The organism is Paraburkholderia podalyriae (genome assembly GCF_014397785.1).
Taxonomy (GTDB): domain Bacteria; phylum Pseudomonadota; class Gammaproteobacteria; order Burkholderiales; family Burkholderiaceae; genus Paraburkholderia; species Paraburkholderia podalyriae.
Genome location: NZ_VZQQ01000002.1, coordinates 163,924 through 177,485, shown reverse-complemented (window position 1 = coordinate 177,485; position 13,562 = coordinate 163,924). Strand labels below are relative to the sequence as shown.

At 64.1% G+C, this 13,562-nt stretch carries 10 protein-coding genes and 1 pseudogene; 4 read left to right on the top strand and 7 right to left on the bottom strand.

What is annotated here, in order from left to right; all coding sequences use genetic code 11:
• Positions 1 to 4 precede the first annotated feature (4 nt).
• From F6X42_RS03025 to F6X42_RS03015, 3 genes are all read right to left on the bottom strand, one after another.
• Positions 5 to 2,503, bottom strand: a complete 2,499-nt coding sequence (locus F6X42_RS03025) for an acyl-CoA dehydrogenase (RefSeq protein WP_187632784.1) — start codon at positions 2,501 to 2,503, stop codon at positions 5 to 7.
• A 169-nt stretch (positions 2,504 to 2,672) separates the two neighbouring features.
• Positions 2,673 to 3,560, bottom strand: a complete 888-nt coding sequence (locus F6X42_RS03020) for a TetR/AcrR family transcriptional regulator (protein ID WP_187632783.1) — start codon at positions 3,558 to 3,560, stop codon at positions 2,673 to 2,675.
• A 304-nt stretch (positions 3,561 to 3,864) separates the two neighbouring features.
• On the bottom strand, positions 3,865 to 5,118 hold the full coding sequence (locus tag F6X42_RS03015) for an MFS transporter (protein ID WP_187632782.1): 1,254 nt from the start codon (positions 5,116 to 5,118) through the stop codon (positions 3,865 to 3,867).
• Between the two features lie 315 nt (positions 5,119 to 5,433).
• Between F6X42_RS03015 and F6X42_RS03010 the strand changes: the two genes are divergently transcribed.
• Entirely contained in the window at positions 5,434 to 6,843 is a 1,410-nt protein-coding gene (locus tag F6X42_RS03010) for a 3-deoxy-D-arabino-heptulosonate 7-phosphate synthase (protein WP_187632781.1), read from the top strand.
• A 90-nt stretch (positions 6,844 to 6,933) separates the two neighbouring features.
• Here F6X42_RS03010 and F6X42_RS03005 read toward each other — a convergent pair whose 3' ends face one another.
• Positions 6,934 to 7,338 carry a DUF6566 family protein gene (locus F6X42_RS03005; RefSeq protein WP_187632780.1) on the bottom strand — a complete coding sequence of 135 codons (405 nt, stop codon included), beginning with the start codon at positions 7,336 to 7,338 and terminating at the stop codon, positions 6,934 to 6,936.
• Positions 7,339 to 7,563: 225 nt separating this feature from the next.
• On the opposite strand from F6X42_RS03005, the gene F6X42_RS03000 reads away from it, so the two are divergent.
• Positions 7,564 to 7,938, top strand: a complete 375-nt coding sequence (locus F6X42_RS03000; RefSeq protein WP_187632779.1) for a phage holin family protein — start codon at positions 7,564 to 7,566, stop codon at positions 7,936 to 7,938.
• Positions 7,935 to 8,237 (top strand): hypothetical protein, encoded by a 303-nt coding sequence (locus F6X42_RS02995; RefSeq protein WP_246529928.1) that lies wholly within the window; start codon positions 7,935 to 7,937, stop codon positions 8,235 to 8,237. Before F6X42_RS03000 ends, F6X42_RS02995 begins: the two co-directional genes overlap by 4 nt.
• Before the next feature lie 653 nt (positions 8,238 to 8,890).
• On the opposite strand, the gene F6X42_RS02990 is transcribed toward F6X42_RS02995, so the two are convergent.
• Entirely contained in the window at positions 8,891 to 11,395 is a 2,505-nt protein-coding gene (locus F6X42_RS02990; protein WP_446686571.1) for a two-partner secretion domain-containing protein, read from the bottom strand.
• A gap of 575 nt (positions 11,396 to 11,970) precedes the next feature.
• Between F6X42_RS02990 and F6X42_RS02985 the strand changes: the two genes are divergently transcribed.
• Entirely contained in the window at positions 11,971 to 12,615 is a 645-nt protein-coding gene (locus F6X42_RS02985) for a hypothetical protein (RefSeq protein ID WP_187632778.1), read from the top strand.
• A 218-nt stretch (positions 12,616 to 12,833) separates the two neighbouring features.
• Here the strand turns inward: F6X42_RS02985 and F6X42_RS43770 are convergent.
• Both F6X42_RS43770 and F6X42_RS02980 read right to left on the bottom strand, forming a co-directional pair.
• Positions 12,834 to 13,021: pseudogene (locus F6X42_RS43770) on the bottom strand (sigma factor); the annotation flags it as partial.
• Positions 13,022 to 13,049: 28 nt separating this feature from the next.
• Entirely contained in the window at positions 13,050 to 13,193 is a 144-nt protein-coding gene (locus tag F6X42_RS02980; RefSeq protein ID WP_187632777.1) for a hypothetical protein, read from the bottom strand.
• Positions 13,194 to 13,562 lie beyond the last annotated feature (369 nt).

Below are 13,562 nucleotides of genomic sequence, written 5' to 3'. Positions count from 1 at the left end.
CTCGTCACGCCGCGAACTCCAGCGCCTTGTCGAGCGCCTGCTTGCGCTGTTGCAGATGCGCGAGCAGGTCGAAGTCGGCGGCGAAATCGTCGACCTTGACGACCTGCGCGCCATAGCGCGCGTAGTCGTCGAGCACGCGCCGCTCGTCCGCGTCGATGAGCCCCTGGCGTTGCGCCGCATCGGTCCATGTGGCGAGCTGCGGCAGGCTTTGCGGCATCGGTTCGAGCAACCCCTGCCTGACCGCGTCGCGCAGCTTCTGCTCGATCCGCGTGAATGGCGGATTCAGCGCGAACACGAGCTCGCCAAAGCCGAGCGCATCGACATCGGGATGCGGCACGTACGAGTCGGCCACGAGCCGCTCGCGCGCGGCGCCGGGCGTTTGCATCAACTCGGCGATCTCGCTGCCGAGCCGATCCGACGGCTCGCGATGCGGTAGGCCGAACGGGAACGCGAGCACGCGCACGAGCGTCGCGGCAACACGGTCCGGGTAGTTCGCGAGCGCGCCGTCGAGCGCGTGTTGCGCCTTGTACAGCGCGTCCTCGACGCCCCAGCGCACGAGCGGCAGGTCGGCCTGCTGACGGCCTTCGTCCTCGAAACGCTTCAGCGTCGCCGAGATCAGGTAGAGCTGCGACAGCACATCGCCGAGGCGCCCCGAGATCCGCTCCCGGCGCTTTAGCTCGCCGCCGAGCACGAACATCGACACGTCGGCGAGCAGCGCGAACACGGTCGACAGACGCGTCGCCGCGCGATAGTACGTATGAAGCGGCGCATACGCGCTGCGCGGCTTCGCGATCAGCGCGCCGCCGCTCAGCCCGTACACGACGCAGCGCACCACGTTCGACATCGTGAAGTTCACATGACCGAAGAACGCCGCGTCGAATTCGCGCAAGCCTTTCACGCGATCGGGCTCGCGCGTCGCCGTCATTTCCTTCAGCAGGTACGGATGGCAGCGAATCGCGCCCTGGCCGAAGATGATCAGGCAGCGCGTCAGAATGTTCGCGCCTTCGACGGTGATCGAGATCGGCATCTGCTGATACGCGCGCGCCAGAAAATTCGACGGCCCCATGCAGATGCCCTTGCCGGCCGCGACGTCCATGCCGTCGTTGATGACCGTCCGCGCGCGCTCGGTGATGTGATATTTGGCGATCGCCGAAATGACGGACGGCTTTTCGCCGAGATCGACTGCCTGCGCGGACAGGCGGCGCGCGGCGTCCATCACGTACAGATTGCCGCCCATGCGGCCGAGCGCTTCCTGCACGCCCTCGAAGTTGCCGACGGCGGTGCGGAACTGGCGGCGAAGCGCGGCATACGCGCCGGTGCCGCGCACCGCGAGCTTCGCCATGCCGACGTTCGACGACGGCAACGAAATCGCGCGGCCCGCCGCCAGACACTCCATCAGCATGCGCCAGCCGTTGCCGACCTGGGCGCGTCCGCCGATCACCCAGTCGAGCGGAATGAACACGTCCTCGCCCGAGTTCGGGCCGTTCTGGAACACCGCGTTCAACGGCCAGTGACGGCGGCCGATGTTGACGCCGGGGTGGTCGGTCGGAATCAGTGCGCACGTGATGCCCGGTTCGTCGTTCGCGCCGAGCAGATGGTCGGGATCGAGCGCGCGGAACGCCAGGCCGAGCACCGTGGCGATCGGTCCGAGCGTGATGTAGCGCTTGTCCCACGTGACGCGAAAGCCGAGCGTCTCGCGGCCCTCGTGCAGGTCCTTGCAGACGACGCCGACATCGGGAATCGCGGCGGCGTCGGACCCGGCATACGGGCTCGTCAGCGCGAAGCAGGGGATTTCCTCGCCGCGCGCGAGACGCGGCAGATAGTAGTTCTTCTGCGCGTCGGTGCCGTAGTGCATCAGCAACTCGGCCGGGCCGAGCGAGTTCGGCACCATCACCGACACGGCCGCGGCCGAGCAGCGCGTCGCGAGCTTCATGATGACCTGCGAATGCGCGTACGCGGAGAACTGTTTGCCGCCGTACTGCTTCGGAATGATCATGCCGAGAAAGCCGTGCTGCTTGATGAACTGCCACGTTGGTGGCGACAGGTCCTGCCAGAGCATCGTGGTTTCCCAGTCGTTCGCGAGCTCGCACAGCTGCTCGCATTCGACGTCGAGGAACGCCTGCTCTTCGGCGCTGAGCATGGCCGGGCCATAGCCGAGCAGCGTGTCCCAATGCGGGCGGCCCGAGAACAGCTCGGCGTCCCACCAGACCGTGCCGGCCTCGATCGCGTCGCGCTCGGTCGGCGACATTTCCGGCAAGACCTTGCCGAACGTGTCGAGCACCGGTTTCGCGAGCCATGCGCGGCGCAGCGGCTTGATCGTCAGCATGAGGGCGGGGAGCACCAACACGATCGCGAGCAGTGTCGTCAGCAGCGGGCCAGCCGCGCCGCTGACGTGCGCGGCCGCGACCCACACGATCAGCGCCGCGAGCCACCACGACGCGCGGGCCCGACCGTAGACGAGCGCGAAGGCGGCGATGACGAGCGCCAGGATGAACCACGGCATGACGTTTCCTCCTCGGTCGTTGCTGTGCGAATGCGTCCACGGATGCGGACCGATCGCGGGCTGTCGATCTTCCGTTGGTCTCCTCTGCGGTGATGCAATCGCCAGGCCACCTGCGAGCCGCGTTCCCGCGTGCGGCGTTGGCAATGTCTTGCCGGTTCGACAGACGCCGTCAGGCGGCGCCGTGCAACGCTTGCTGACCGCTTGCCGACGCCGCTTCGAGATTGCCGCGATTGCTTTGGCCGTCGGAGGGGCTGCGATGCGTCGCGTCCAACGCGTCGCGCGACGCAGTGAACGGGGCCGTCTCGCCGCTCGTGTCTTTTTGCGCACAAGCGATCGCCTCTTGCACGTCGCCGTCGGTCGCATCGCCAAGCACCGCGGCGAACGCGGCCAGTTGCGTGTCGTCGGGCAGCGGCGCCTTCAGCGCGGCGATCATCGGCGACGCGAGGCGCACGATCAGTTGCAGATCGTTCGTCGACTTGCCTTGCGAGAACTCGGAAATCAGGCTGTCGCTATCGGTGCCGGCGAGCACGCCCGACAGCGCGCCGATCGCGAAATGGAGCCGCCAGCCGAGCTCCTTGCGCGGCAGATGCGGCAGCGCGCGCTGGAACGCGTCAAAGAAGCGCACGGCCAACGACTCGTAATGCGCGTTCAGATACTCGCGAATGAACGACGACGGATCGGTGTAGGCGCGCCCGAGGAGGCGCAGAAACGCGTTGCCGCCGACGCGCGGATCGCGCGACAGACGCAGCGCAGGAATGAACATCGCGCCGAGCACGTGCTCGCAGGTGAGGCGCGCGCTGAGCATCGCGTCGAAGCGGTCGAGCAGCTTCAGGCGCTCCAGGTTGAGTCGATCGAGCCGGCGCGACAGCATCGAATGAATCAGCGCTTCCTTGCTGCCGAAGTGATAGTTGACCGCCGCGAGATTGACCTCGGCGCGCGAAGTGATCTGGCGCAGCGACATCGCCTGATAACCGCATTCGATGAACAGCGTCTCCGCGGTGTCGAGAATGCGCGACTTCGTATCGGCGGCATGCCGGCCTGCTGCGCGAACTGCCATGTTGCGTCTCCCAGTTGCCGGCGCTGCCGGCTCGCCAACAAGCGATTCAAATTAATTTTTGAAACAACCGTTTTTTTCAGGATAAGAAAGAATAGCCGGTGCGATCAAGAACCGGGCTCGACTAACTCCTCTAGAAGACCTGACGGGGTCGTGCCGCGCGGAAAATAAAAAAGGCCGTTCCGAATAAACCGGAACGGCCTCGTATTGCGTTGCGATGTAATCCGGCCGCGCGCTCGACCGGGTTCACCCGGCTTTGCCGCGTTGACGCCTATTCGCGTCGCGGCGGTTCGAACCCTTGAAGCTCCTAAACGCGTTGTCCTCCGGCCGCGCCGCCCGTCGAACCCGCGCCGACGATTTCACGCGCGGACTGCGTCATGTCGATGCCGCGACGCTCGCGGCTGAACGGAATCAGCCCGCAGATCACGATCACGACGATGCCGATCACGACCGCCATCACGAGCGCGTAGTCGTTGTTGTGCACTTCGGCGATTTTCGCTTGCAGCGGACCGTTGACCGACGCGATCAGATTGCCCAACTGATAGACGAGACCAGGGAACGTCGCGCGGATTTCATCGGGCGAGATTTCGTTCAGGTGCACCGGAATCACGCCCCAGGCGCCTTGCACCGAGATCTGCATCAGGAACGCGCCGAGCGCGAGCAGGATCGGCGTGGTGGAGAATGCCCACAGCGGCAGCACCGGCAGCGCGATCAGCGCGGAGATGAAAATCGCGCGCTTGCGGCCGATTTTCTCCGACGCCCAGCCGAAGAACAGACCCCCGCAGATCGCGCCGATGTTCAGTGTGATCGTGATCCACGACACCGTGTGCGCGTCGAACTTATGCTGTACGCGCAGGAAGGTCGGATACAGATCCTGCGAGCCGTGCGAGAAGAAGTTGAACGCGGTCATCAGGATGATCGCGTAGATCGACAGGCCGACGTTCTTCCTGAGCGTCGCGACGAGGCCGGGACGCACCTTCTTTTCGAGCGTCTGGAACGCGGGCGACTCCGGCACGTGCGCGCGAATGTACAGCACCAGTAGCGCGGGCAGCACGCCGACGAAGAACATGCCGCGCCAGCCGATGTATTGATAGAACACGCCGAACACGACCGACGCAAGCAGGTAGCCGCTCGGATAACCAGCCTGCAGCAGACCCGAGACGATGCCGCGCGACTTCGGCGGCACGGTTTCCATGGTCAGCGCGCCGCCGACCCCCCATTCGCCGCCCATCGCGATACCGAACAGCGCGCGCAGCACGAGCAGCGTCATCAGGTTCGGCGACAGACCGGACAGCAGTTCGAGCAGCGAGAAGCACGCGATGTTGACCATCAGCGTCGGTCGGCGGCCGTATTTATCGGCGAGCCAGCCGAAAATCAATGCGCCGAGTGGACGCATCATCAAGGTCAGCATGATCGCGACCGCGACCGACGGAATGTCCGTATTGAACTCCTGCGCGATATCTTTCAATACGAACACCATCAGAAAGAAATCGAATGCGTCGAGGGTCCAGCCAAGATAGGCGGCGATCGTGACGTTTCTCTGTTCCCGAGTCCAGCTCATTGATTGTTCTCCTGAGTCTCGACAAACCCGCGTTTGAGCGCGGGCGGCACCATTGCCCTCGCGCCTTATGGCAAGCGCTTCCCGGCGAGTGTACGCCGAGCGTTAAGCATCTGCATGGTTGAAGCCGGTTTTCTCCGTGTTAATCCCGACGGCAATATTCGTGCTGAATTCGCAATCCATGTTTAATGTCGGGAAAATGTAATTGTCGGCTCGATTAATGTGCGTTTTTTGTAATGTTTTATCGGAACTGCCCGGTTCGCGCGCCGCACCGAACGTTCATGTACAGTTACTTCGCCAACTTATCGACATATCGCCATGTCCGTGACGCCATCGCCTTCATTGCTCGCCGAGATGCTCGACACTGTCGCGCGTCGTTATCGCCTGCCGGCGCTGGCGGCGGTCTGCGCGCCGGCGCAGCAAGCGAGTCCCGCCACGGTGCTCGCGCTCGCCATCGAGCAGGCTCGCGAGACGAGCGCTCGCGGTGAAGCGCCGGATGCGGCGAATCAGCAGTTCTTCATCGAGGCGCTCGCGCGCATGATTCGCGAGGCGATGCGTGAGGAAGGCGGCGACCCGGTGTTTCAGGCGATGCTGCTACGGCATCGCAGCGCGGTGGTGCGCGAGTATGCGTCGCTGGCCGCGCACGCGAGCGTCGATCGCCGGCTGATCTACGCGGCCGTCAATGCGATCGCTCATCCGGCCAAACAGCAGCGCCGGCTGCCCGGCCCGCAACGCGACGCGTTGGCGCGGCTGCACGCGCTCGCGTTCGCCGAAGCGTGGCCCGAGCTGAGCGAGGCCGTGCAAGCTTGCATCGATACGCCGCAAATCGCGCACGATGCGGCGCTGCAACGCGGCCTCGCGCAATTGTTCGAGAGTGCCGCGTTGCAGCGCTTGCGGCGCCTTGACGGGCTCACGTCCGACGAGCGCGTGCGTCACTACCAGTCGCTATGGGATCGCCAGGGGCCACGACCGGGAAGCTCGACTGCCGTTGCGCGAGGCTTGAGTTCGAAGCAGCGCGGCGCCGCGGTCGAAGCGTCGGCCACCGATGCGCTCGACGCACTCGCGCGGCGCCTCAACGACGCGCCTGGAGTGGTCGCTACGTATCGTGTCGTGAACTCGATGCGCGTGCCGGCCACGATACCCGCGAGCCACGAGCGCGCGAAAACCGAATGGGATGTGGTGCTGCTGCGCCAGGCGCAGCCCCCGGCCGACGCGGCGGCGTGGGACCTGTGCCTGCTCGTCGAAGCCAAGGCATCGGTCGACGCGGCCACCACCGATCTGCCGCGGCTCGTGCGTGGATTGACGCTGCTGGCGCACGCGGACCCGCATACCGTCTACTCGTTCCGGACGCAGCAGGGGACGGTGCGGCTGGGCGGCGCGTCGCTCGCCGCGCTGACGAGCGACAGGGCCGGTCTTCGCAGGACCGTGCTCTATTGCTGCGACGCGCCCGTCGAAGCGGCGCCGCGCGTGCTGAGTCCGGCGAGCCGGATGCAGCTGCTGTCGGCGCACGCCAGCCTCGATTTCGCGAACGCATTGGCGGACGGGCGCGACGCCGATTGCACGGTGCTGGAGCCGGTGTGGCGTCAGTTGCTCGAATCGCCCAGATGGCAGCCGGTGTTCGACCAGTACGCGACGCTGCGCGAGGTCCGCGAATTGATGGTACATCCGGACGACTTGCGGGCCGTGGTCGGCATCGCGGACGCAAGACGGTTGAGCGCGGCGAGCTAGGCCTGCTTCGGTATCGGGCAGCGCGGCAAGGCGGTCGCACCGATCACCGGCAACGAGGATCGCAAGCCAAGGGCGAAGCGCCAATCACCGTTATTCGTCAAAGCGCCGCTGCGGCGCCGACAGCGGTGTGGAGGCGTCGCCCAGCGTCCGGTCGATCAGATAGCGGCCCCGTTCAATGCCGGCGCGCAACGCTTCGGCCTCGGTGAGCCATTCCGGCGTCACGGGCTCCGCATTGGCCAGACCCGCGGGTAGCGCCATCGGCCGACCCTCGCAGGAAATCGACACGTCGGCGATCCAGGCGTCTCGGGCGTTCTGATGCGCGGTCACCGTGATCAGTGCGCCGCGGTGCGCGTCGTGCATCGCGTGTTGCGGGCCGGGGTTCTCACGCGTGGCCGGCATCGCGCGTCCGTCCGGGGTAGCCATATCGGAGCCGGTGTCGCCGATGCTATCGCCGTCGGTGCGGTCACTGCGATCGGTTGGGGGGAGCGGAGTCATGCTGTCCTCGCGGAGCAAATGGTCTGCTCCGATTCGAGCAAGCCCTGTGCCGCCATGGCGGACGCGTGCGGGCGTCCGTCCGGGAACGGGCACGCGGCGTGCGATCGGCTAGCGCGGGTCCGGCTCTTGCGGTGCGTTCAGCGCTGGCGTCGCTTCGCTCTATCGGTCGATGAACGAAGTCTCTGCAGATTCCGGCCGGCGCAAACGAATCGTGAGGAGAACAGGATGTCGATCCATGCGAAGGTCACGAGGTGGCGCAACGTCGGGCGATTCTGCGTCGAGCGTGTCACCGACTATAGCGAGCTGATCGCGTTGGAAGTCGAGGAGACGCGAAAGCGTCTGGTGCGCGAGCTGAGCGCACTCGTGGCGTTGGCAGTCGCGGGCCTGTTCACGCTGTCCTTCATTTGTATCGCGATCATCGCTACAGCGTGGCAGACGCCTTACTTTCTTGCGGTGGTGTGGGGTGTGGCCGGCGCGTGGCTGCTCGTCTGCATCGTTTCTTTCCTCGTCGTGCGGGCGCAGAAACCGGCGCAATCGCTTCACGTCCTCAAGGCCGAGATTGACAGCGATCTCGACGCTCTCAGGGAGTCGCTCAAATGAATCAGTCAAATCATGCGCACGAGCTTGCCCGGGTGACTATTCTGGAACGCATGGAGGCATCGCGAACCGCATTGGTCCTGGCGAACCAGACTGCCGCATTGCCGGCGGCGCGGGGGGCCTTGCGGTCATCGGCCAGCACCGTACTCGCGTCGCTCGTCGAGGCGCCGCATGTCGCGCTGCTCCTCGCGCTGGTGATCGGTGGCATCGTGCTTGGGCCGCGTCGTACCCTTTCGATCGCGGGCCGCTCCGGTCTTACGGCGTGGATCGCCCGTAATGTGCGGCGGGCGATCACGCAGTGACACGGCCGTCGTGTGCGCAACGGACACGGCGACAGCGAACTCAGTGATTAGTCCACCACTCGGTCGCTTTCTGCTTATCCCAGGCGGGAAGCACGTCACGTTCGACGGACGCATTGGTCAGGGTCGCTGACACGTCGCCGATTTGGTGGCTTGTTCAGCTTAGCCCTAAGTACTTTCTCATTACCAATCCGATAGGAGTCGTTGTCAGGGCTTACGCCAAATCTGATTTTCCGGATGAGGGAGTCGTCGGCGTCGACAGGATGAGGGGCGTAATGCGTTACCCGACACATTCCGGGTATACGACAGCAGAAGAGAAAAACTTGAGTGTTGCCGTTGACGCAGCTACCTGGAAGTATGGACGTCGATCGACTTGACAGCTGCACGACTTCTGTCTCGGCACACCAGTGCTGGTCTCGGCCGCCTGATACTGGATGTGCATGATAACGGCCGCTTTGCGCGAAACTCGATAGTCAGTTCACAAGGCCGACCTGAGCTGATCGCGTCAGGCAGAGGCCGGCCAACTACGGACGTTCGCCCATGCTTTCACGCGGACGTTCGAATGTCGGCTTTGCCCAGGCAATGGACATTTCCCCCGACGTCGTTTCCATTTCACTGTACAGCAACGTGTCGGAATCAGTGCGCCTCGGTCAGGTTCAGTGCGCTAGCTGCCAGCGCAAAACAGGATGCGTTCCTCCCGGCGGCATAGCCCAGATCCCATGCGGGCTGAAATCGTACGTCGGGCCGAAGCTCGATGGCGTGCTCATCTGAGCGGTGGTCAGGCCCTGGGCGCCGCCCACAGACGCACCGAATGCCGTGGCGAGCACGCCGACAGGGGCGCCGGTCGTCTGCGTATTCCAGTACACGTCATTGCTAATGATGGGTTGGGGTGGAACACCATAGACGGCATTCAGTCCGACGACGCCGGCCGGCCCATTTGCCGGTCCGGCCGGCTGATCGATCCTGCCGGTGGCAAACGACTGACTGATCGTGCCCGAGTTCGTGCCAACCAGACCGCCCCCGCAGTTACCGAGGCTGTTGCAGTTCGGCACGACGTGTGCCGTAGCGGTCGAGTACGACTGCGTGATATCGCCAAAATTGTAGCCAACCAGTCCGCCAACTCCGAAGCGGGTTGCAACGACGTCGCCTGAAGCATACGACTGCCGAATCTCTGCTGGGGAGAAGGTCTGGCGGAGGAAGGCGTTTGTTCCGACGAGGCCTCCCACAGTTCCGTCGGAAATAACCTGGGCACTGCTGGATGATCGTGTGATGATGCCGGAATTGGCTCCGACCAGCCCGCCCGTCGCATCAGCCTCGGTTGCAGTGATGACGCCGGCTGTGTGCGACGAGGCGATCGTACCTTCATTGTCCCCAACGAGAATGCCGGAGAGACTGCCGAGCTGCGTGGTGCTGACACTGCCCTCCACCGTCAGGTTGCGCACGACACCTGTCGGCCCGAGGTACGCAAACAGCCCCGACGACGTTGATAACCTCAGGTTGGAAATTGTGTGTCTCATTCCGTCGAACTGTCCGGAATAGGGGGCAAACGGATAATCGCCTAAGCCCGAGTTGAAGGCGCCGGGCCCGGAGGTAAGATCGACGTCCTTGCCCAGCGCATAGTTGCCCGCCAGATTGGACTGGATGGCATTCAGGTCGCCCGGTGAGTTGACGAGCGCGTAGTTTGTCACCTGGGTGACCAGGCCGGTGTCCTGCGGCGCAACCCATGCAGGGTTGACGAGAATGGTGCCCGGTACATAGGAACCGTTCATGTCGTGGAGTGCACTCACGATGCCGGTGCTGCCCGACCAGTCGATCGTGCCGTGGTTGGCCACGCTGCCGCCGTTGTCGATGCCCGCCGCGTCGGCGCGCAGGGTCAGATTGCCCGCGCCCTCGTTCGCGATCGTCGTGCCGGTCGTGACCGAGACATGGCGATATCCCGCAAGCGTGAGCGAAGCCGGGCCCTGCCAGCGCAGGCTCGAAGCGATGCCCAGGTCGCCCGTTACGCCGTTGCCCCCTGTGGTCGTGACATCGACCGAGGTGCCCGCGCTCAGGCTGCGCTGCAACGCCCGTGCGGCGGCGTCATCAATGGTCCACTCAGGAGTGGATACATTCCACTGGCCCGCGTGAACCGCTGCGTGCCTGCCGAACGCCAGCTGCGCCGCCTGCGTGTCGACCGTGCCGCCGCTGCCGTCCGCATTCGTTGCCGCGATCCTGCCTTGCTGCCTGACCAGGCCGCTGTCCGCGATGAGCCAGACGTGGCCATCGCGCGTTGTCGTGCCCGTTGCGCGGATGCGCGTGCCGCCGCCCGCGAGCGCGTAGACGTTCCCGTCGGCAGCCTGAAGACTGACCTGCGCGGCCTTGATGCGCCCCTCATTGACGACGGTGCCGTGACTGCCTGCCTGCACGAACACCTGCCTGCTGCTGGCCGAGTCCTGTAACAGCACCGTCTCGCCAGCCGCCAGTTCCACCGTGCCGCTGGGTGCTTTTACCGTGCCCGCGTTAACGACTGCCTGACGCGCGATCAGGAACACATCGCCGCCGCTGGAGCTGATCCTGCCGAGGTTGATCACGCTCGCGTCCGACTTGCCCGACAGCGTCAGTGCATCACCGCCGTTGATGAAGGCGTCGTTGCAGATCTCCAGGGTGGACGCGACGAAACGTCCGCCCGTGCTGACGACGCCCGAGTGCCCCACGAGGATGCCTTGCGGATTGATCAGGTAGAGGCTGCCGGTGGCGGTGAGCTTGCCAAGAATCGATGACGGATCGCCGCCCGTTATACGGTTCAGCGTCGCGCCCGACCCGTTGTTGAAGGCGACGGTGTTGCCGTTGCCGATCGAGAAGCTGTGCCAGTCGATCACGCCGCGGGACGAGGACTGGTCGATCGTTAGCGAAGTGGTGCCGCTCGTCATCGCGCCCTGGCCCCGGACGAAGGCGCCGCCCTGCGGCAGCGGTCCGGCCGCGTGGGCCATCGGCACGCACCACGCGGTGAGCGCGAGCGGCACCGATAGCGCAAGCGGCAGCGGGCGCAGAACACGCTTCCACGCGGAAGGCCGCGACCGAGGCGCGCGGAGTGCCGCGCCGGCATACGCCAGCGTAAAGCACAGCCGATTGCGTGGGGTTGGGGGCGACTGGATCGCCAGTCTGGATGAATGACGCGACATGATCCCTCCCGAAACGTGGTTCGTGGAAAGTCGTTGCCGCGGAACGCAGGTTGTTGCGACCAGGCAAGGCGCGAAAGCCCCATACCGCACAACACGGACTAAAAGTGTAGCAGCGCGTTTCCAAGACAAACCGGTATTTGCGCATGCACCCGGGGCCTGCTGGTACCTCTTCAAGCGGGATGTGTGTGTCGGTCGCCGCGGCGGCAGGAAGGGCCGTTCAACCCTCGAAAGCTGCCGTTAAGCTAGTGCGGGATCCAACGGCCGGATCGGGTCGTATTCGGGCATTCAGTTGCCCGGATTCTGCCACCTCCTTCGTTAACCGGTCTCGTAGAATGAGCGTTAGCGAGAAGTCGATAATCGCCTGTCCGCTCATCCTCTGACTTGCGTTGCTCGATCCATCTGAGGTCCGGCGGTATGAACCGGCATAAGCCGCGCCATTGCGACCCCGCGAGCCGGTAACAGGCAAATGGCGCAGAATAGAATCGCGCGCATCTTCGCGCACCGAGAGGACGTGGCGCCCGAGTTTGGACGTCAGAGCCTCAATCTTAGTGAGACAATCTTGCTGTAGTGAGACCATGAAGAAAGGAAAGACAAAACTCACCCGCCACGATGCTGAGCGCCTTTTCGAAGGCCTGCCCAACGGGAACGTGAAAGTAAGCCACCGGCCCGAGAACCCATTCGAAGCCGGGGCGTTCGACGTAGTCGAGCGCGTCGACAACGAAACCAAACTCTGGAAGGACAACCTCATTACTCTTCCGATGGCGATCGAGTTGCCTACTGGCTACGAGTCGGTGTCTCACGTACGCGAGGCGATGGCGAAAGCATGGCACGCGAAGTGGGTAAGGGAAGGAAAAAACGAGGTTGTCGCTGAGTTTCCTGAGGGTTGGACAGCCGTTCGGCCTGGAAGTGGACCCACGGAGTTGCGAGATTCCACCGGCGTAGTTCGCGCGGTATACGGGTGGGCGGAGGACGCGGAGCTCAGGATTCTGCCGCGGTATCTGATTGAATCACAGACGAACAGTTCAAGCGGACTGGCCAGCCTGGTTGTCCGTGATCGCTTGAACGGTCAGGTTCTTGAAAGATCGTCAATATGGTCTGCCCAAACCGGTACCAACCATCCAGACTGGGCCAGACTGTCGGCGTGGCTCAACGTACACTATCCACAATATCGCGATCCGCTTCGGTACTGGGAAGATTACGGGAAAAACGTCCAAAACTAAGCCATTTTCTGGCGCGCCGTCGTCGCGACAAACTACGCCTGCTGGACGAAAGAAGGCGGGAGTCACCGCTTGATTGAGCTTCCGGGCTCGGCCACCTAAGGTCGTTCGCCCGTGCGCTTAGATGGTCATTCAACCGGCTGCTCTACTCAAGAAGCGGCCCGAAAGCCAGATTCGTCCCAGAAGAAGATGCCGGCATTTTCCTCACGAGCCTGTCAGACAATGTGTCGCAGGACCGTCAGCAGCCATGCACGCAGATTGCGGTCGGGCCGAAGCCTTTCCAGCGCGCGAGCGCCCGCTCGGCCGTATCGTGAACCAGATGGTCAGCCCAGACTGAGTCGCCCGTCAGCGCACTCGCATAGCGCCGCGGCTGCGGGAGCCGCGATATCACTTCCCCTTCGGGGTTCACGCGGCGCCGACGGTCGCCCGAGCGCGCATCAATAGCCGCCGCCGCTGCTGGTGCCGCTGCTGCTGCCCGACGAGCTCGTGTCGCCCATGGACTGGCACGCGGCCAACGACAACGATGCGACTCCTAGCGCGATGATCACGCATACGGCCGATAGCAGTCTTGATACTTTCATTTAGAACTCTCCTGCACGGCAAACGCGACTGACTTGTCGCGCGGCCACGCGTTGAGCCGGCGAGTCGTGGATCGCTAGCGGCAAGTGCCGCGACGCCGGTGAACGTTTACAAAAAGGACAGACAACCTCCTGCAAAACGGGGACGCAACCGCTGTGCGCGGCTGACGATTCCGTTTCGCGGTTCCACGGCTTCGCGGCCTTGCACGCGACGCCTAATCTACAAACGCCCACGGCGCGCCATTATTCCACCGCATTTGGCCATTTGTGACACGTATCGCCTCGGGACGATGCACGCTCGACGCGGCACAGACTTTGCGCAAGCTCCGCGACTGTTTGCTGGAAGTTCGTGCGTTGCCGACGATACCGTTT